Origin of the sequence: Acinetobacter sp. TY1, assembly GCF_048551395.1 — a bacterium.
GTDB lineage: Bacteria > Pseudomonadota > Gammaproteobacteria > Pseudomonadales > Moraxellaceae > Acinetobacter.
On the sequence record NZ_JBLYZK010000006.1, the window covers coordinates 89,598 to 109,436 of the forward strand.

General features: G+C 38.2%; 20 protein-coding genes and 1 pseudogene. 10 read left to right on the plus strand and 11 right to left on the minus strand.

From position 1 onward, the window contains the following. Positions 1-106 precede the first annotated feature (106 nt). Positions 107-1,462, plus strand: a pseudogene (locus ACK2M2_RS05775) (WS/DGAT/MGAT family O-acyltransferase); the annotation flags it as partial. Between the two features lie 263 nt (positions 1,463-1,725). On the opposite strand, the gene ACK2M2_RS05780 reads toward ACK2M2_RS05775, so the two are convergent. The 6 genes from ACK2M2_RS05780 to ACK2M2_RS05805 all read right to left on the minus strand — a co-directional run bounded on the left by ACK2M2_RS05780 (position 1,726) and on the right by ACK2M2_RS05805 (position 6,481). Continuing rightward, positions 1,726-1,899 (minus strand): PA1571 family protein, encoded by a 174-nt coding sequence (locus ACK2M2_RS05780; protein WP_409511285.1) that lies wholly within the window; start codon positions 1,897-1,899, stop codon positions 1,726-1,728. Positions 1,900-2,028: 129 nt separating this feature from the next. Then, positions 2,029-3,483 carry a ribonuclease G gene (gene rng, locus ACK2M2_RS05785; RefSeq protein WP_409511286.1) on the minus strand — a complete coding sequence of 485 codons (1,455 nt, stop codon included), beginning with the start codon at positions 3,481-3,483 and terminating at the stop codon, positions 2,029-2,031. 38 nt (positions 3,484-3,521) lie between these two features. Beyond that, entirely contained in the window at positions 3,522-4,088 is a 567-nt protein-coding gene (locus tag ACK2M2_RS05790) for a Maf family nucleotide pyrophosphatase (RefSeq protein WP_419346538.1), read from the minus strand. After that, positions 4,076-4,573, minus strand: a complete 498-nt coding sequence (gene mreD / locus ACK2M2_RS05795; RefSeq protein WP_409511288.1) for a rod shape-determining protein MreD — start codon at positions 4,571-4,573, stop codon at positions 4,076-4,078. Before mreD ends, ACK2M2_RS05790 begins: the two co-directional genes overlap by 13 nt. Continuing rightward, positions 4,560-5,417 (minus strand): rod shape-determining protein MreC, encoded by an 858-nt coding sequence (gene mreC / locus ACK2M2_RS05800; protein ID WP_409511289.1) that lies wholly within the window; start codon positions 5,415-5,417, stop codon positions 4,560-4,562. The genes mreD and mreC overlap by 14 nt, the downstream gene beginning before the upstream one ends. A 17-nt stretch (positions 5,418-5,434) precedes the next feature. Next, positions 5,435-6,481, minus strand: coding sequence for a rod shape-determining protein (locus ACK2M2_RS05805; RefSeq protein ID WP_409511290.1), 1,047 nt, complete (start codon positions 6,479-6,481; stop codon positions 5,435-5,437). 133 nt (positions 6,482-6,614) lie between these two features. Between ACK2M2_RS05805 and gatC the strand changes: the two genes are divergently transcribed. The 4 genes from gatC to ACK2M2_RS05825 all read left to right on the plus strand — a co-directional run bounded on the left by gatC (position 6,615) and on the right by ACK2M2_RS05825 (position 10,692). After that, positions 6,615-6,929, plus strand: coding sequence for an Asp-tRNA(Asn)/Glu-tRNA(Gln) amidotransferase subunit GatC (gene gatC, locus ACK2M2_RS05810; RefSeq protein WP_419346540.1), 315 nt, complete (start codon positions 6,615-6,617; stop codon positions 6,927-6,929). Between the two features lie 49 nt (positions 6,930-6,978). Beyond that, positions 6,979-8,457 carry an Asp-tRNA(Asn)/Glu-tRNA(Gln) amidotransferase subunit GatA gene (gene gatA / locus ACK2M2_RS05815; RefSeq protein ID WP_419346542.1) on the plus strand — a complete coding sequence of 493 codons (1,479 nt, stop codon included), beginning with the start codon at positions 6,979-6,981 and terminating at the stop codon, positions 8,455-8,457. Further along, the gene (gene gatB, locus ACK2M2_RS05820) at positions 8,457-9,932 is read left to right on the plus strand and encodes an Asp-tRNA(Asn)/Glu-tRNA(Gln) amidotransferase subunit GatB (RefSeq protein WP_409511293.1); all 1,476 of its coding nucleotides are present in this window, start codon (positions 8,457-8,459) and stop codon (positions 9,930-9,932) included. Before gatA ends, gatB begins: the two co-directional genes overlap by 1 nt. 97 nt (positions 9,933-10,029) lie before the next feature. Continuing rightward, on the plus strand, positions 10,030-10,692 hold the full coding sequence (locus ACK2M2_RS05825) for a hypothetical protein (RefSeq protein ID WP_419346544.1): 663 nt from the start codon (positions 10,030-10,032) through the stop codon (positions 10,690-10,692). 319 nt (positions 10,693-11,011) lie between these two features. Here the strand turns inward: ACK2M2_RS05825 and ACK2M2_RS05830 are convergent, their stop codons facing one another. Then, positions 11,012-11,530: a hypothetical protein gene (locus ACK2M2_RS05830; protein ID WP_409511295.1), complete on the minus strand. Its 519-nt coding sequence runs from the start codon at positions 11,528-11,530 to the stop codon at positions 11,012-11,014. A 157-nt stretch (positions 11,531-11,687) separates the two neighbouring features. Here ACK2M2_RS05830 and ACK2M2_RS05835 point away from each other — a divergent pair, with 157 nt between their 5' ends. Together ACK2M2_RS05835 and yddG are read left to right on the plus strand one after the other, a co-directional pair. Then, positions 11,688-12,482, plus strand: a complete 795-nt coding sequence (locus tag ACK2M2_RS05835) for a DUF4850 domain-containing protein (protein WP_409511296.1) — start codon at positions 11,688-11,690, stop codon at positions 12,480-12,482. A 158-nt stretch (positions 12,483-12,640) separates the two neighbouring features. Then, positions 12,641-13,558 (plus strand): aromatic amino acid DMT transporter YddG, encoded by a 918-nt coding sequence (yddG, locus tag ACK2M2_RS05840; RefSeq protein ID WP_419346546.1) that lies wholly within the window; start codon positions 12,641-12,643, stop codon positions 13,556-13,558. A gap of 24 nt (positions 13,559-13,582) precedes the next feature. Here the strand turns inward: yddG and ACK2M2_RS05845 are convergent, their stop codons facing one another. Both ACK2M2_RS05845 and ACK2M2_RS05850 read right to left on the minus strand, forming a co-directional pair. Further along, positions 13,583-14,584, minus strand: a complete 1,002-nt coding sequence (locus ACK2M2_RS05845; RefSeq protein WP_419346548.1) for a hypothetical protein — start codon at positions 14,582-14,584, stop codon at positions 13,583-13,585. A gap of 189 nt (positions 14,585-14,773) precedes the next feature. Further along, entirely contained in the window at positions 14,774-15,658 is an 885-nt protein-coding gene (locus tag ACK2M2_RS05850) for a LysR family transcriptional regulator (protein WP_409511299.1), read from the minus strand. A 147-nt stretch (positions 15,659-15,805) separates the two neighbouring features. Here ACK2M2_RS05850 and ACK2M2_RS05855 point away from each other — a divergent pair, with 147 nt between their 5' ends. Continuing rightward, positions 15,806-16,417 carry a chromate transporter gene (locus tag ACK2M2_RS05855; protein ID WP_419346550.1) on the plus strand — a complete coding sequence of 204 codons (612 nt, stop codon included), beginning with the start codon at positions 15,806-15,808 and terminating at the stop codon, positions 16,415-16,417. A gap of 3 nt (positions 16,418-16,420) precedes the next feature. Further along, positions 16,421-16,942 carry a chromate transporter gene (locus tag ACK2M2_RS05860; RefSeq protein ID WP_419346552.1) on the plus strand — a complete coding sequence of 174 codons (522 nt, stop codon included), beginning with the start codon at positions 16,421-16,423 and terminating at the stop codon, positions 16,940-16,942. A gap of 50 nt (positions 16,943-16,992) precedes the next feature. On the opposite strand, the gene sbmA is transcribed toward ACK2M2_RS05860, so the two are convergent. Continuing rightward, positions 16,993-18,189: a peptide antibiotic transporter SbmA gene (gene sbmA, locus ACK2M2_RS05865; protein ID WP_419346555.1), complete on the minus strand. Its 1,197-nt coding sequence runs from the start codon at positions 18,187-18,189 to the stop codon at positions 16,993-16,995. 216 nt (positions 18,190-18,405) lie between these two features. On the opposite strand from sbmA, the gene ACK2M2_RS05870 reads away from it, so the two are divergent. Continuing rightward, positions 18,406-18,984: a DJ-1/PfpI family protein gene (locus tag ACK2M2_RS05870; RefSeq protein ID WP_419346557.1), complete on the plus strand. Its 579-nt coding sequence runs from the start codon at positions 18,406-18,408 to the stop codon at positions 18,982-18,984. A gap of 109 nt (positions 18,985-19,093) precedes the next feature. Here the strand turns inward: ACK2M2_RS05870 and ACK2M2_RS05875 are convergent, their stop codons facing one another. Beyond that, the gene (locus tag ACK2M2_RS05875) at positions 19,094-19,573 is read right to left on the minus strand and encodes an aldehyde dehydrogenase family protein (RefSeq protein WP_419346560.1); all 480 of its coding nucleotides are present in this window, start codon (positions 19,571-19,573) and stop codon (positions 19,094-19,096) included. Between the last annotated feature and the right edge of the window lie 266 nt (positions 19,574-19,839).

Here is a 19,839-nt window from a genome sequence, read left to right on the forward strand (position 1 = left end):
ATCTCGTAAAAAAAGCTCTATACTCAAAAACTGATTTGATAATTCTAAAAATCCAGCACTCAGACAAGAGCGGCTGTTGTATTTGCAGTGAGGCAACCAAAAAACCATGCGCCCATTACACCCGATCGATTTCATCTTTCTAAACTTAGAAAAACGCCAACAACCCATGCATGTGGGTGGTCTATTTTTATTTCAGATTCCTGAACATGCACCGTCGACTTTTATTCAAGACCTTGTTGCAGATATTCGAAACTCGAAAAGTATCCCTGTTCCACCCTTCAATAACCGCCTCAATGGTTTTTTTTGGGATGAAGATGAAGAATTTGATATAGACCATCATTTCCGTCATATTGCGTTACCACATCCTGGTCGTATTCGTGAATTGCTTATCTATATTTCTCAAGAACATAGTTCACTCATTGACCGAGCAAAACCCCTGTGGACCTGTCATATTATTGAAGGCATAGAAGGCAACCGCTTTGCTATGTATTTCAAAATACATCATGCCATGATTGATGGTGTAGCAGGCATGCGCTTATTAGAGAAATCCTTTTCTAAAGATCTAAACTCAAAAACGATCGTTCCACCTTGGTGTATTGAAGGTAAACGTGCAAAACGCTTAAAACAAACGCGATTAGGTAAAATTAAAAATATTCTGTCCACCATTAAAGGACAGCTTGAAGTTGCACCTACTGTGACCCAAGAATTATTTAAAACTGTCTTTACAGAAATGGGCAAAAATCCAGATTATGTTTCAAGTTTTCAGGCACCAAGCAGTTTATTTAATCAGCGTGTAAGTTCATCACGACGTTTTGCGGCACAGTCTTTTGATTTGGGTCGCTTTAGAGCGATTTCCCAAGCACTTGGTGTAACCATTAATGATGTTGTTCTTGCTGTTTGCTCAGGTGCATTACGTGATTATTTGATCACTCAAGATGCCCTACCTAAAAAACCCTTAATTGCGATGGTTCCTGCATCATTACGTGATGATGACTCAGATATGAGTAATCGAACTACCATGATCTTAGCCAACTTAGGTACTCATAAAGAAGAACCACTTGAACGCCTAGAAATTATCAAACGTAGTGTACAAAACTCCAAAACACGCTTTAAACGCATGAGTTCTAATCAAATCTTAAATTATAGTGCATTTATATATGGTGCCGCAGGTTTAAATATTGCTTCAGGCTTAATGCCAAAACGCCAAGCTTTTAACGTGATTATTTCTAATGTTCCAGGACCACGCGAACCGTTATATTGGAATGGTGCAAAATTAGATGCCATATATCCTGCATCTATTGTTCTAGATGGACAAGCACTTAACATCACAATGACAAGTTATATGGATAAACTAGAAGTCGGACTAACAGGCTGCCGTAAAACATTGCCTAAAATGCAAACTTTACTCACACACCTAGAACAAGAAATTCAACGTTTTGAACAATTGATTCAAGTCACTCAACCTATACAAGCTAAAATTATTAATGTTCCTGCAACTGAAAAAGTAAAATCTGAATCTGTTAAGAAAGCATCTATTCCTAAAAAATCTGCTGAAATTGAGTTGCCGAAAAAGCAAGTTTCAGCAAAAAACGATATGGAAGAAAATGCAACTTTGAATAAGACTGAAATTGAACAAACTAAACCAATTTAGATTTTTTATTTTTTATATATGAACTTATTTTATAAATTTTAGATCAAAAAATTAAGGGGCTTTAAATGAGCCCCTTAATTTTTCACGCTACGACATTGTTTTAATAATTGATGACACACTGAAACAACCATATCTTTAGTGATATGCACTTCTCGTCCTTTATCATCTAACATCACACATGTATTCTTTGCTTGATTTTCAAGGACATGTTGCAAACCGCGCGTTATCATTTTTTCTGTTACATTCATTTTTGACCTCACTTGCTCAGACAATTTTACTTTTGTCTTTGGCTACCTAGATGTTATTAGTATTGTAAAATCAGCAACGAATGTAAAATTTCAGATGTAACAAGTGTTTAACGATATCCTGTTACAATTTCAACTTAAAATGATATCGTACTGCTCTTGAGTATATAAATTTTCGACTTGGAACTTAATCACACGCTGAATAAAATGTTCTAAATCAGCCACTGCTGTTGCTTCCGCAGTCAATAAACGATCGATCACGGAAGGATGAGCAACAACGGTGAAGCCACTTTGCGACTCATAAGCACGCGTATAACGTAAAATCTCACGAAATATTTCATAACAAATCGATTCTGCCGTTTTAACAAAACCACGCCCCTGACAAGTCGGGCAAGATTCACATAATAAGTGTTCCAATGATTCTCGTGTACGCTTACGGGTCATTTCAACCAAGCCCAACTCTGAAACTTGGGTAATTTTAGTCTTTGCATGATCACGCTCAAGCATTTTTTCAAACTGGCACATGACTTCATCACGATGAACAGCTTCCTGCATATCAATGAAATCAATAATAATGATTCCACCTAAATTACGCAGACGCAGTTGACGTGCAATGACGAGCGTTGCTTCCATGTTGGTTTTGAACACCGTATCTTCAAGTGTTCTTCCCCCCACATATGAACCCGTGTTCACATCAATCGTGGTCATGGCTTCGGTTTGGTCAATCATCAGATAACCACCTGACTTCAACGCAACTCGTGTTTGTAATGCTTTTTGAATATCTTCTTCGACATTATATAAATCAAAAATAGGACGCTCGCCAGGATAATGACTTAAACGTTCCTTCATATTGGGTACAAAAACATCGACAAATTCTTTTAATTTACTATGAATTTCACGAGAATCGACTAAAATTTTTGCGGTTTCATCATTGGCAAGATCACGAATTACACGCTGTGGCAGTGGCAATTCTTCAAAAATGAGTGAAGGTACAACCACGCTTCTCTGTCTACTTTGGATATATTCCCAAAGTTTCGCAAGGTATGCCATGTCTTGAGCAATTGCTTCTTCTTCAATTCCTTCTGCTGCAGTACGCACAATCACAGAGCCAGGTAATTTATGCTGTGTTTGAATCCGTTCAATCATCGAACGTAAGCGGTCACGTTCAACTTCTGACTCAATTCGCTGTGAAACACCTATATGATGACCAAAAGGCATGAGTACCAAATAACGCGAAGGAATAGAAAGGTCTGTACTTAAACGAGCCCCTTTCGTTCCTAACATGTCTTTCATGACCTGAACCGTCAAAATTTGACCTGGTTGCAGAAGTTCGAAGACATTTGGTGTTGGTTGGTTTTTTGGCCACACCATATCATTGATGTGTAAAAAAGCAGTTCGAGATAAACCAATATCGACAAAAGCCGCTTGCATGCCTGGAAGCACACGCACAACCTTCCCCTTATAGACATTGCCTACAAGACCACGTTTGGCAGCACGTTCAACAAATAACTCATTGACCGTCCCATTTTGAATTAAAGCCACACGACATTCCATAGGTGTGACATTAATCAGTAATTCGTCAGACATAACAAAACTCAAAACATTATAAAATTTTTTTGAGGCAATTAATGCTGCGTGTTAACCGCCCGAAATAACTGCATCGTCTCATATAAAGGCAGACCAACGACGTTGCTATAACTGCCCTCTATACGAGGAATATATTGTGCTGCAATACCTTGGATTGCATATCCACCGGCTTTGCCAATCGGTTCGCCTGTTGCCCAGTAATCTTCCATATCGCTGAGACTTAATTTTTGAAATTCAACCAATGTACGCACGACAATTTGATGTTTCTGGTGACCATTTGCCACACAAACGCCAGTCAAGACTTGATGTTTACGCCCAGATAACAATGACCAAATATCAAAAGCATGTTGCTTAGATTCAGGTTTTCCAATGATGATACCATCAATCATGAGTGTCGTATCGGCGGCAATAACACAAGCATCTACATATTGTGATAAAACTGCTCTCGCCTTTGACTGAGCAAGCCTTTGCACATATTGATCAGCTTGTTCATTCGGCAACACAGATTCGTCAATATCTGGGCTATGGATATCAAAAACCAAACCCAATTGCTGTAATAACTCTCTACGTCGAGGTGAACTCGATGCTAATATTAAATTCGCCATTTCTTTAACAAATAGTACTGAATTGGCCAAAATAAAAGACTACCTAACAGCGGTTGCCAATGTCGTGCAATTGAAAAATGTACACCCATTATTGCTTGCACAAACAATAAAATTACCAAGTATGCTAGCAAGGCTAAAGTTGCAATAATCCATAAATTACTAAACGTCAGTACACGTCTTTCTCTTATAAAATAACGAGAGAAAAAACAAATAATAACAAAACTCAGTGCGTTTATGCCAAGTGGCGCTCCAAGTAATAAATCGGTAAATAACCCCATCGTAAAGGAAAACCATACCCCACACCATGTTGGTTGACAGAGCACCCAAAATAAAGTGATTAGTACCATAAATGCAGGACGCCATCCTGCAACGGCATAAGACAATGGATAAACCGTTAGAATAGAGGCAATCACAACTGAAATCACGATCACAAACAAAGGATCGCGATTCTTCTTTTCTTGAGGCAATCTCTTAGCGATCAACATTTGGCTGCTCCATCGCTAAAGAATCTGAAAACAACACCACGACATGATGACCACCCGCGAGTTGCGCTGCTGGTTTAACATCAATTTGTGCAAACTCACCCGTATTATGGCGCATCACTTTAGATACAGTCCCTACTAAATAACCTGCAGGAAAATGCTGTCCTAGACCTGAGCTATAGACCTTATCACCGACTTTAATATTGGCACTTGTCGGTACATATTCCATCTTCAATCGCCCTAAATCACCCGTACCCGTGACAATTGCACGCATACCCGAACTTTCTAAACGAACTGACAATGAATGTTCTTTATCCGACAGCAACATCACTCGACTACTGTGAGGGTAAACATTAATAATTTGCCCCATGATCCCTTGATCATCAAGTACGGTCTGACCGACTCGTAATTGACTACTCGAACCACGGTTAATAATAATGATATGGCGTAATGGATCAGCATCTGTTCCAATCACCTCTGCAATTTCCATACGACCATCAATAATCAATGGTGTATTGAGGAGACCACGTAAACGGGTATTTTCTGCTGAGAGTTCAGAAAGTTTTTGCAAGCGCACCTGTGCCTGAAGGAGCTCAGCCTGCATTGCCGTATTTTCACGACGCAACTGTGCTTCAGACTTGGTTTGCTGATTCAGCCATTCTTTCGACAACACCGGGTAGCTTGCAAGGGCATAAATTGGATTATATGCCGCATACAAAACTTCTCTTGCAGGTTTCACAACGCTTGAAAAGCGCCAATCAATAAAAAGCACCACAAAGCATGTGATCACTGCAAGAATGAAGGAGCGAAAAGATGGCGGTTGTCTTGAAAAGAGATTCGGTTGCACCGCCCGTCCTTAGCTTATTAGCCTACAAAAAGCATATCGTGGTTTGGATTATCGAAGAACTCGAGAACTTTACCACCACCACGTGTTACACAAGTCAACGGCTCTTCTGCAACCACAACAGGTAACCCTGTTTCTTGTGAAAGCAATTTGTCGAGGTTACGAAGCAATGCACCACCACCTGTCAATACAATACCACGCTCTGCGATATCTGAAGATAACTCAGGTGGTGTTTGTTCTAATGCAGATTTTACTGCAGAAACAATACTTTGTAATGGATCAGAAATTGCTTGTGAAATTTCATCAGAGGTGACAGTAATCGCACGTGGTACACCTTCTGCAAGGTTACGACCACGAACTTCAATCTCAAGCGGTTTTGCACCCACTTCAGGTAAAGCCATACCCACTTCTTTTTTAATGTTTTCAGCAGTTGTCTCGCCAATTACACAACCATGCGCTTTACGCACATAATTGATAATTTGCTCATCAAATACATCACCACCAATACGAAGCGAGTCCGCATAGACACAACCCTGCAATGAAATAATCGCAATTTCAGTTGTACCACCACCAACATCTACCACCATTGAACCACATGCTTGTTCTACAGGCATGCCTGCACCAATTGCAGCAGCCATTGGCTCTTCAATCAGGCGAACATCTCGTGCACCCGCATTAAATACCGCTTCTCGAATCGCACGGCGTTCAACAAGTGTTGATTTGCATGGTACACAAACCACAACACGTGGTGCAGGTGGAAATAAGCGTTTTTCATGCACTTTACTAATAAATTGATTTAACATAGTTTCAGTGACTTCGAAATCTGCAATCACACCATCCTTCATTGGACGGATTGCAGAAATATTTGCAGGTGTACGACCAAGCATTTGCTTAGCGTCTAGACCTACGGCTGCAACAATTTTCTGCGAACCACTGTGACGAATCGCCACAACTGTTGGTTCATTTAATATAATGCCCCTTCCTGGTGCATAAATAAGTGTATTTGCAGTACCTAAATCAATGGCAAGATCTGGCGAAAACAAGCCAATTAGTCGTTTTAGAATCACAGGTCGTTCTCAGTTTAAACTTTATATGGACGCAAGATGGCAACTTTAACTAAATGTGATGCTTTGGACAAGTCAATCGCTTATTATAAAGCACTATATTTTGAATTTTTTTAATACTGATCAGGTGAGAAACATGTCAACTTCAGATGCACAGCAATCTGCCGAGTTAAATGCACAAACTGTTTCAGCTATCGCCAATCTGGCTCGACTGGAGCTAAATGAGGCGCAATCTGCTGAATATGCTCAAAGTTTAAACAAGATTTTGGGGATGATGGAAAGCTTAAAAGGTATTGATACTGATGGTGTTGAGCCATTGAAAAGCCCATTTGATAATCCTCAACCACTTCGTGCAGACCGCGTGTCTGAAAATAATCAACGTGATGCATATCAGGCAGTAGCTCCTGCTATTCAGGATGGTTACTACCTCGTCCCTCGCGTGATTGAATAATATTTAATCGGTTTAACCTTTTTAAAAATTAACGTAAAGAATTGTACCCATGACTGATTTACATCGTTTATCGATTCGTGAAATGACTGAGGGCTTAAAGTCAGCTCAATTTTCGTCACGCGAATTAACGCAGCACTATTTAAACCGTATTGCTCATATTGACACACAAGTTCATTCTTATATTACCGTAACTGCTGAGCAAGCTTTGGCACAAGCTGATGCTGCCGATGTTGTGCTTAAAGCAGGTAATGCTCCTGTTTTAACAGGTGTGCCAATTGCCCACAAAGATATTTTTTGTACGCAAGGCATTAAAACCACTGCGGGTTCTAAAATCTTAGATAATTTTATCTCTCCTTATGATGCAACTGTCGTTGCTAAAGGCAAAGTTGCTGGTCTAGTCACTTTGGGTAAAGTGAATATGGACGAATTCGCAATGGGTTCGACCTCTGAAAATTCATTCTATGGCGCAACGGCTAATCCATGGAATTTATCTCATGTTCCAGGTGGCTCTTCAGGTGGTTCTGCGGCAGCTGTAGCCGCTGATCTTGCACCATTTGCAACAGGTACAGATACAGGTGGTTCGATTCGTCAACCTGCATCTTTTTGTGGTCTTACAGGCTTAAAACCGACGTATGGTCGTGTTTCTCGCTTCGGTATGATTGCTTATGCATCATCATTGGATCAGGGTGGTCCAATGGCACGTTCAGCAGAGGACTGTGCTTATTTGATGAATGTTATGGCAGGTCACGATGCAAAAGATTCAACTTCAGTTGAAAAAGACGTCGACAACTATGTGACAAACTTAAATGCTACATCGGTTAAAGGCTTACGCATTGGTATTCCTAAGCAATACTTCAATGTTGCAGGTTTGGATGCTGATGTTAAAGCACGTGTTGAAGAATCTCTGAAAAAATTGGAAGAGATGGGTGCAACATTGGTTGAGATTGACCTCAACATGACTGAAAGCTATGTTCCAACGTATTACCTGATTGCCCCTGCTGAAGCATCTTCAAACCTACAGCGTTATGACGGTGTGCGTTATGGCTACCGTTGTGAAAATCCTGTCGATTTAACTGATTTGTACAAGCGTTCACGTTCGGAAGGTTTTGGTAAAGAAGTTCAGCAACGTATCCTCATTGGTACGTATGCACTTTCTGCGGGTTATTACGATGCGTACTATGTGAAAGCACAAAAAGTACGTCGTTTAATCCAGCAAGACTTCTTAAAAGCCTTTGAATCTGTTGATGTGATTGCAGCACCATCTGCGCCAACTACAGCGTACAAAATCGGTGCAAATTTAAGCCCGACTGAAATGTATTTGGGCGACATTTACACTCTTGCTGTGAACTTGGCAGGTCTTCCTGCGATCAACGCACCTGTTGGTTTTGACCAAAACAACTTGCCTGTGGGCTTACAGTTGATTGGTAATTATTGGTCAGAGTCTCAATTGTTGTCTGTGGTGCATCAATATCAACAAGCAACGGATTGGCATACGAAACGTGCGGCAATTGCTGAGGAGAATGCATAATGGCTCAAGCTCAAAAGAAACCTAAATCTTTATTGATTCATGGTTGGGAAGTCGTTATTGGTATCGAAATCCATACGCAACTTGCAACAAATTCTAAAATTTTCTCAGGTTCTTCAACAGAATTTGGTCAAGACCCAAATACACAAGCGAGCCTTGTCGATTTGGCAATGCCAGGTGCACTTCCTGTTTTAAACAAAGAAGTGGTTGATCTTGCGATTCGATTTGGTTTAGGCATTGATGCTTACATTGACCAAGCTTCTATATTTGCACGTAAAAACTATTTCTACCCTGATTCACCAAAAGGCTACCAAATCAGTCAAATGGACAATCCCATTGTTGGTTTGGGTCATATCGATATTCAACTTGAAGATGGCACTGTAAAACGTATTGGCGTGACACGTGCGCACCTTGAGGAAGATGCAGGTAAATCGGTTCATGACCAATTTGAAGGCATGTCAGGCATCGATTTAAACCGTGCAGGCACACCGCTTCTTGAAATTGTTTCTGAGCCTGATATGCGTTCGGTTGAAGAAGCGGTTGCTTATATCAAGTCTATTCACACATTAGTGCGTTGGTTAGGTATTTCTGACGGTAACATGGCGGAAGGTTCATTCCGTTGTGACTGTAACGTGTCTTTGCGTCAACCGGGTGATGAGTTCGGCACGCGTTGTGAGTTAAAAAACCTCAACTCATTCCGTTTCATTGAGCAAGCGATCAATGTTGAAATTGAACGTCAAATGGATATTTTGGAAGATGGCGGTAAGATTGACCAAGAGACTCGTTTGTTTGATCCTGTGAAAATGGAAACTCGTTCAATGCGCTCGAAAGAGGAAGCGAACGATTACCGTTATTTCCCTGATCCTGACTTGTTGCCTGTAATCATTGCTGATGCGCAAATTGAAGCGGCGCGTGCTGAGTTGCCTGAGTTACCGAAAGCTCGTCGTGCTCGTTTTATCGCTGACTTTGGCGTGACTGAGTATGATGCTCACGTTCTGACTTTGACTCGTGAATTGTCTGAGTTTTATGAAGATGTGGTAAAAGCCGCTGGTGGTGCTGCGCAAGGTAAAGTGTCTGCAAACTGGGTCATGGGTGAATTCTCTGGTGCTTTAAACAAAGCGAGCCTAGAACTCCAAGACTCTCCTGTATCGAGTGAAAAATTGGGCGGTATGATTGCTCGTATTGTTGATAACACGATTAGCGGTAAGATTGCGAAGCAAGTGTTCGGCTTTATGTGGGATGAAGGCAAAACTGCGGACGAAATTATTGCGGAAAAAGGCTTGAAACAGGAAACTGATACAGGTGCGATTGAAGCAATTATTAAGGAAGTTCTTGCTGCCAACGAGAAGATGGTTGAAGAGTTTAAAGCAGGTAAAGAAAAAGCCTTTAATGGTCTTGTTGGTCAAGTGATGAAAGCGTCTAAAGGAAAAGCCAACCCTGCTCAAGTAAATGAATTGATGAAAAAATTGCTTGGTTGATTTATTCGCTAATTATTTGATTTCATGTTATAAAAACCTCACAAATGTGGGGTTTCTTATTAATACCTAACTCAATACGTTAAAATAGTTGAAAAACATGAAAATACGTTGTCGTTCTTGTAGTCACTCAGAAACGCTAAACAAAGAATTAATTGTTACTCTACTTGGTGGTGCAGTGGCAGGATTTGGTTTTTGGGCATGGGTTTCATTCCTATTCGCAGGAACTGGGTTCGCAATGCCAATATGTATTGCACTTGTAGTAGGTGGCCCTGCATTAGTCATAAAATACGGTGATGAAATTGTCGAATGGCTTGCTAAACATGGCTATACATGTAAAAAATGTGGTGCTAACGATTGGATGGCTTTAACTGAAGAAGCAAACCAACAATTAGATGATAAAATGATTAATATAAATTTAACTACTACAACAGCACAGGGATACAACTCGATAGATATTTTAAAAGAAAATTTTAATACTTTATATCCGTCGTTGATTTTCACAAAACGAGCATTAAAAAATATTTCTAATTTAAATAAAAATAATCAGAATCAACTTGAAAGAATATTTGGACAATTACAATACACCTCGGAAGTGCTCGCACTTGATAATAAAGTTTCTGGGACTGACGTTATAGAATTAGGATTAGAGTTTTTAGATTCCGTTCTTTATATTCAAAAAGAACTTTCATCTTTTTTAGTTATATCAATTGCTGTTAAAAATACATCTTCTGAAATAGATTATATTAAGGAAAACTATTAGGAATAGATCGGGTTTAAATATATAGAAATTAGAAACTTATAATAATTTTCTCATTTTAAATTCCTATGCTTTTTTCAATATGATGTGATCCATTTACTGGTAATAACCACCTTAAAAACTACACCCTTCTCTTTATTCTCAATCACCATGCAACTTCACAATCGACAAACCTAAACCACCCGTTTGCGCTTTTTTATGACGAATGCCATCCACCTGATAAAACCGATCAAGCAGATGCGCCAAATGCTGTTTACCTATAAGCGTATTTGTATCAATACACCTGCTTTAGCTTAATATTCTGTAACTCAAACAAGAGGGATCACTCCCCTCTCACCACACCTAATTTATTCCAAAGATCAGGTGTTAAAAAAGTCACCACCAACTTATTTAAATCGATATATTTCACCACACCATTTAACTGCTGTTTAATCTCAGGAGTTTTCAAAATTTCTTCACCTGTAATACTCCCTAGCTCCTGAAAACTCTCACCAACAGCTTGCAAACCTTCTGCCTTAATCACTGCTTGTGCTTGTGTAGAACACTGTTCCGTTAAAATTCGCTGTAAAGTCTGCGCTAAATTTTTATCTAAAGCCGTTTTTTGCTCAGGCGTTACATTGCTAAAAGCTTTCAATTCAGGATGCTGTGCCAATGCAGTAAATGTCCATTGTAACACTGTGGTTTTATCTGCTGCGGTGGTCGATTTCACCAAACATTCACTGAGCTGATTGACTGCCTGCCCTGCATTAGCAAATTGAGTCGTACCCAACACACCTGCAACCATCAACACGGATGATGCCAAACGAGAAAATTTAAAACGCATAGATACAAAAGCCGACATGGGCAAAGCTCCAAATAAAAATCAGCTTAGTTGTATCACATCGCAATTTTAGCGCTGTTATAACTCTGTAAAAAAGTCTTCATCATTCACTTTTCAAATACAGCATTCGTACAGATCATGCTATTTTTGAATCACACTATTTTTCAGAAGAACAATAATGATTGACCTCTCACGCTTAGCTTTCGTCAATTCATCTTTAGCCAAGTTAGGTCTAAGCACACTATTTACACTGTCAGCAACATTATTCAGTACACAGATTTTTGCAGAGATCAAAACATTTAACCCGCAGTTCCCACAATTTTCAGAGAATGCAATTGAACGTAAAAAATCTAACCGTTTCTATTCATTGGGCGATGCAACATTTTCACATGGCATCAAAATTCCTGCCTATGGTGTAACGGTACAAAACCCGATGGATGATGGATTACTCAAAGACAGTGAACCATGTACGAAAAAAACCTGTAATTTTAATTTCACACTCAAAGCACAAGATGCGACACAACTTAAACTGATCGAATTACCGAGCATTGGTTATGTACTTATTCCACGCCATTGGACAGATATTTCTGCGGGAGCAGGGGCAAATGGTACAGGTTCAGCACTGATCATGAGCCCAAATCAAAAAGAGGCGATTACATTGTATAATTCATCGGTATGTGCAGGTTGTGGTTACCCAAATGCAAGTCTGTATTTTCCACAATTACTCAAACAAAGCTTGGAATATGAATATGGTGGCGTGCAAGATCGCAATAAAAAGTTAACATTGGTTTATCCATTAAAAACGACTGCATTTTTTAGTTATCAAATTCCCAATATCAGTGGGAAAACGCATGGTGTTGCCAAGTATATAGATGATGGTGATTTCAATTTTGTAAACATTCACCTGACCTTAGAACAACAAAATCAACACTTAGCTACCCCTATTTTAAATTTTTACAATGCAACGCATTAATCTCATATTTAATATTTTTTTCAATCCTATTTTGTATGGCTTTTTTTCATAATACTTACACCTAAATCACTCATCTCTATGCTGTCACATGCAAAGGCTTGGTTGTATAATTCATTTGAAATCTTGGCTGATTTCATCCCTTTTCATCTGAGTACATCATGTCCAAAACTTTGGCAACGCTGATTGGCTTTAGCGCCATTTTACAATGGTCTGCAATTGTAGGTTTACTAAAAAAAATCAGTTTTAGTATAGGTGCTGATTTGGCAGTTACTTGTATGTATAGCTTCAGTGCTGTCATTTTGTTGTTGATATTCCGAATCCCCAATTTAAAGCTGATTCCGAAACCTTATCTGATCTTTGCCACGCTTTTGTTTGTGGTGTATGAGCTATGTTTTTCTTATGCCATTGCTTTAGCACAATCTGCACAGCAAGCCATTGAAATTAGTTTGGTCAATTATTTATGGCCAAGTATGACCATCATTGCACTTATTTTATTTAAAGAAGTCAAATTCAATCCTTTTGTAATTATCGGTTTAGCGGTCAGTTTAGGCGGAATTGTGTTGATTCAAACTGGCAATGGTCATTTCAGTTGGACAACGATTTTTAGTAATATTCAACAAAATCCTGTGAGTTATCTTTTAGCCTTTGCAGGTGCATTGTTATGGTCACTATATTGTGTTATTACCCGTAAATACAGTCAGGGGCATAACCCAATTGCACTGTTTTTCTTAGTGATCACTATCGTGCTGTGGGCAAAAATGTTGCTTTTACATGGTGTTCCTGAATTTCCGAGCGTTGAACCAGATATTCTCATTTATATACTGTTGCTTTCAGTCGTCACAGCACTCGGTTACGCTGCTTGGAATATCGGGATTATTCAAGGTAATATTGCCATTTTGGTGGCTTTGTCGTATTTCAGCCCCATTTTTTCAACACTTATTTCTATGACTATTTTACAAACAAGTTTACCTATCGAATTTTGGCATGGCGTATTGTTGGTGACAGGTGGCTCTTTAATTTGTTGGGTATCGACCAATTGGCAACAAATCAAAGAACGTATATTTCCCGTAGCTTAAAAATAAATCTTTAAAAAAGGCACATTACTTCAACTGTTTAAGCATTTGTTTTGCACCTGCATGGTTATAGCTACTTGCCAAATTTTGTAAAATTTTCTTTGCACGATCATCTGCATTATTAAATCTGCGACTATAAGCAGGAATACTCGTTAAACAACGTGCAACGAGCATGCCTGATTCTGCGTATGCATTAACGCCTGTATTTCCTCTTAATCGCCCATAACCATACGCGAGTTCCGCATTATTACAGGCATTAATTTGATTCTGCCCACGACCTAAATCTTTACGTGCAGCAGCATATAATTGCATTTGTTGTGTTTGTGGCGAAACCGTAACTTTTACAGATGGCGTAATAGTCTGTTGATTGTTTACTTTTTTATCATCTAATTTCTTCTCCTCTATTTTTTTCTCTTCTGTCTTTTTGTCCTGTTTTTTCTCTAGTGTTTTTTTATCATCTTTTTTCTGCGTAATCACATTTTTCTGATTTTGCGTATTATTTTTTTCCGTCACATTCTTCATGCCGTAAAATTGATTGATTTCATCCAAAGATAAAGCCTTAGTTTGCAAAGCAACCAATCGGGTTTCGCTGTCTTTTGCCAGTTTCTTTTCAGCAACAGGTTCAATCGACACCAACCACGTAGAACCATTATTTTCTAAGCATTGATATGCACCAATACCCTGCTGAACACTGCTGTATGTGCTCAATAATTTATGTGACCATTTATCTTTAATCAATTTCATCGAACTTTTATGTACTTGTTTAAGCTTACCGCCTTTGGCTGTACAATAAGCCGCTAAAGTCAATTTAGGTGTCAATGATTGTACATTCTGCTGACCCTGTTTTGGATCCCAGTAATAAACATAATCTTTTGCTGTACCATTGGTAGTATTCAAATTTTTCTGATCAATGACCTGTTGTGGTGAGCTATAGCTCTTAAAGGCATCTGTGCTAAAACCACCCATGCTCGCACAACCCTGTAAAGCAATACCTAAACTTCCTGTCAGGAAAAGTGCTTTTAAATTCACATCTGATTCTCTATGACTTTGAAATATTGAAAATATATGAAAATCAAACAAAAAAATAGAGTCAAAATATTGATTTTATTGTTTATTTTTACCAAATAAAATATGACTTAATATTGTAATTTTACTATAAATGCCAAACTTGAAACATTTATAATCCAAAGCATAAAACAAATAACATTTTTCTTTCAGCTATTTCAATAACCTTAAAATATGACTTAAACGTATATGGTTAAAATCTTGCTTATACACCGCATAAATTGGTGCGATACAGGGTATATCTGCTTGTAAAGTCTTATAAACAATTTGATTGTTCCAAAAATCTCGGATGGCTTCAGGGACAATCGATAAGCCAATACCTGCGGCTATCAAATTTAAGCTTGATGTTAAACGTGGTGCCTCCTGTACAATATTTGGACTAAAGCCTGCCTGATAACAACTCGCTAAAATATTATCAAACAAATCCTGCCCTGCTAAACGTCTATATAACACAAAATCATAAGGCTCTAAATCTAAAAGGTGAATGCTCTCTTGCTGTATTGCGAGTGGATGATTATTAGGTAAAGCCACAATTAAAGGCTCATCTAAAACATGTAAACTCGTTAAACCCAAACCAATCGGAGCAGGTTTACGTAGAAAAACAATGTCATTTTTTTCATTGAGAATAGAGTCAATAAGCGCATTGCTTCCATCTTCTTCTAAATGAATGGAAACGGCAGAAAATGCATCACGAAAATTACGTAATAATGCGGGCAAAAATGGATGCAAACCGACTGAATTCGTAAACCCAATATTCATCTGACCTTCTAAGCCTTGCGCAATATTTTGTACACGTTTAGGAATGGCTTGCGCATGTGCCAATATTGTCACTGCTTCTTGATATAAAGCTTTCCCTGCTTCTGTAACCTCAACTCCACGTGGTAATCGCTTGAGTAATGTTGTATTTAACTCATCTTCTAAACTTTTGATCATGCGAGTGAGTGGCGGTTGCTGCATATTTAAACGAACAGCTGCACGAGAAATATTACTTTCCTCAACCACAATAACAAATGCATTCAGTTTATGAATCTCTATCATTCCAACCTCATTTATTCATACTTTATTGATATGGATAACAGCAAAAATAGCATTTTTAAATATATCTAAACAAGCGCATACTTTCCTCAAGTTCTAATCAGTCAGATCATTTTAATTTGTGCAATAACATAGATAGCGAGATGAAGCATGAATACTGAAACAATTCCAATGGAGCACATACAAGATATTCCCAATTGCAAAGCTTTATTCTCAGGCTTCATGAAACTTGGCTTAATGGGCTTTGGTGGTGTACTCCCTTTAGCACATCGTTTAATTGTTGAAGATCAAAAATGGCTCAATGCGGAGGAATTTACAAACTTACTCGGTGTTTGCCAAATATTACCTGGTGGTAATATTGTCAATATGGCAGTTGCAATTGGTTATGACTTTCAGGGAGTTAAAGGCGCAATCAGTGCAATTTTTGGATTAATGCTCGCCCCAACTCTAATCGTCATTAGCTTATATGAACTTTATGCACAGTTTCAGTCTATTCCAACTGTACAACACATGATTGAGGGGTTGGCTGCAGCAGCGGCAGGGTTATTATTTGCAACAGGTTTAAAAATGCTTAAACCGATTATGAAAAAAAAACTGACCTATTTTACTATTGCACTCACAGTCATTTTTATGTTGTTCATTAAACTGCCTTTGGCATTGACTTTATTGATCTTAGTGACTGTAAATATGATGGTTCTGATGATTCAACAAAAGAATATGCTACACACAAATATCCAAAATGCTAAAGAAGATCAGGAGTAAAATATGCTTTATGTTCTCGTTGCGCTTACTCTTGTTTTTACTCAACTTTCATTATTAGCCTTTGGTGGTGGTAATGCCATTTTACCTGAGATGCAACATCAGGTTGTAACAGTACATCAATGGATGACAGCCGAACAATTTAGTTCAATGTTTGCCATGGCACAAGCCGCTCCTGGACCAAACATGATGATTGTACCTTTAGTCGGTTGGCATGTCGCAGGTCCTATGGGCTTATTCGTGACTTCTTTTGCAAAGTTTGGACCATCTTCAGTCATTACCATTTTTGCACTCAAATTTTGGAATAACTTTAGAGATCACCCTTTACGTGGCAAATTTGAAAAGGCTTTAAAGCCAATTACAGTCGGTTTAGTTTTAGTCAGTGCATGGATTATTGCAGGAACATCGGCGCAGAATGTTCTACTGGTCATGATTGTTACTATTGTCGCTTGCTTAAGTTTATTTAAAAATGTACATCCTGTTTGGTTAATGCTGATAGGGGCAGGAAGTGGTGCGTTATTTTTATAAATAATATTGAATAAAAAACCCGCAATTTGCGGGTTTTTTATAGACTCAATTTAATCTTTTAAAACAGCTTCAAAAGCTTTTAAACGCTTATAAATTGAGAGTAGCTCAATAATAGTCTTCCATGAGCTAACTAAGTATTGGAAAGATTCACGAACTTTATCAAAAACATTACCAATCTGATTGAGCAAACCTAAGGTCATAGTTCCTGCTGCAATGGATGGAAATAAAACAATTAAACTAAATAAAACATCAAGCTGTGCATACCAAGTACTGACTAAATTAAAATATGCATAATGAAAATACAAACGGAAATAGTTTTTACGCACATTACTAAATAATTCTTTTAATGTCTGTGGTTGTGCACGTTCTTCATAATCTTCACCATAAACCAATTCTTTACGATATGCTGCTTCAACTTTTTGATTATTAAATTCTAAACCTGGTAATTTAATCCCAACACCCATTAATAATGCTGTACCAAAAACAGCCCATCCTACAGCAGCCCAAACCAACGAATATTTTACTTCACCAATAATAGGCAAAACGGGTACATGCTCGGATAATTGAATAAGTACGGGTAAGAAAGCAATTAAAATCATAATTGCTTTAATAAAACTCACTCCAAGTGCTTCCAATGTTGTGGCAAAGCGCATTGTATCTTCCTGCACACGCTGTGAAGCACCTTCAATAACACGTAATTGTGCCCAATGTTCCGTATAATATTCATTCATTGCAGTACGCCAACGGAAAATATAATGGCTAACAAAAAATGAATTCATCACAGCGACAGTGACAGCAACCATTGCAATTAAAAGAAATGTCAAAGTTCCCATATATAATTGCCGAATATCTCCACCACCACTACTTAACATTTTCTGAATTAAGTCCCAAAATGGACCATACCAAGCATTAATAGAAACACTGACTTGTACACTAAACCAAATATTAAATAGAATAAATGCCGAGCCCCATACTGACCATCTTTGCCATGGATTTGTTGATTTTAATTTCCAAAAGCTAGCAAAAATTGCAGTTGAAATGAAAAACCATAAATAGAACCAAATAAACTGTGCTGACCAAAAACGACTAACACTAATAGGTAACTCATCTGTTGCATAATTTGTAGGAAAACCAATAAAAGTACCCCATGAATTACCACCTGAATACCACAATGCAAGGTTAATCAAAAACCACAACACAAATGAACTAAAAAACCACTTTGGATTTGGAAAAAATGACTTAAACATTTAGCTTGGCTTTCCTTAAAATATTATTTTGGCTATGCTATGCATCTGATACTAATCCTAAAAACTTAAGTTTGCTTAAAATTTTGTATTTATTTTATAACCAATATAACAACATTTATGTCGTCATTATTAATACTAAAGATTTCATTTTCTACAATTTTATTGTTACTACTACATGCTATATTCAATAAAAATGGATTTCAAAAAGGATACGATATGTCTAAAAATATTCTCATGTTGGTCGGTGATTACGCAGAAGATTACGAAACCATGGTGCCATACCAGTTCCTAACAGGTTTAGGCTATAACGTGCATACGGTTTGCCCCGATAAAAAAGCAGGCGATAGCATTGCAACCGCCATTCATGATTTTGAAGGTGAACAAACTTACAGCGAAAAACGTGGTCACAACTTTGCCATCAACTATGATTTTAATACAGTTGATAGCACAAATTATGTAGGTTTAGTTATTCCAGGTGGTCGTGCACCTGAATACTTACGGATGAATGATCGTGTAATTGAAATTGTCCGTGAGTTTGATTCTGCGAAAAAGCCAATTGCAGCCGTATGTCACGGTGCACAAATATTAGCAGCGGCAAATGTACTTCAAGGGCGTTTATGCTCTGCTTACCCTGCCTGTGCGGCTGAAGTAAAACTTGCTGGTGGACAATATGCGGATATTGCAGTGACAGAAGCAGTAACCGATGGTCATCTTGTCACGGCACCAGCATGGCCCGCTCACCCTGCTTGGATGGCACAATTCATTAAAGCATTAGGAGCAACTGTGACAATTTAATTTTTCTAAAAGTTTGCATTAAAAAACCTCGACCATTGACTCGAGGTTTTTTACATATTTGACTTTCATGCATATGAATTAATTTAAATCATGCAATCTCAAAACAAAATTAAATCACGCCTGCCGTGATGGTGATATTTTTATATTCAATAAAATCATCCATTGTAGCCACACCATTCATACAACCTAGACCTGACTTTTTATAACTGCCTTCTTCAAATTCATCGTAAATAATCGCCCAATCATTAATCCAAAAAGTGCTCGCTAAAATTTTACGTGCGACAAGTAGCGGGCAGTTAATATCTTGTGTCCAAATACTTGCTACAAAACCATATTCACTGTTATTTGCAAGTTCTTCTTCTGTATCAAAAATCAGCATAGAAAGTACAGGACTAATGACTTCTTTTTGAACGATATCTACATTTGGATCGGTCACTTGTAAAAATGTTGGATGGTAGAATGCACCTTTAGACAAAGGAGTTTCGGAGATAAGACCACCTCGTACAGTCACTTTTGCACCATCACCAATGGCTTTTTCTACCATACCATTGACATGTTCTATATTTGGCTTATCAATCCAAGGTTCCATGTCACTGCTTAAATCTGATGTAGAACCTCGTTTGACATTCTCCAAACGCTCAGCAGGCGTTTCGTCAGATCTTCAACAACGCCACGTTGTACAAGTAAAGTGAAACTGCCATACAAAACTGACCTACAAATACAGTCAAACTCTTTTCCTATTTTAGCAAGGCATCATCAAGATTGGCATCATTGAACACAATCATTGCCAATGCAGTTGATATCTTTTTCTATTTATATCTCATGTACTTAAAATCATTTGAATAAATTCAAGAA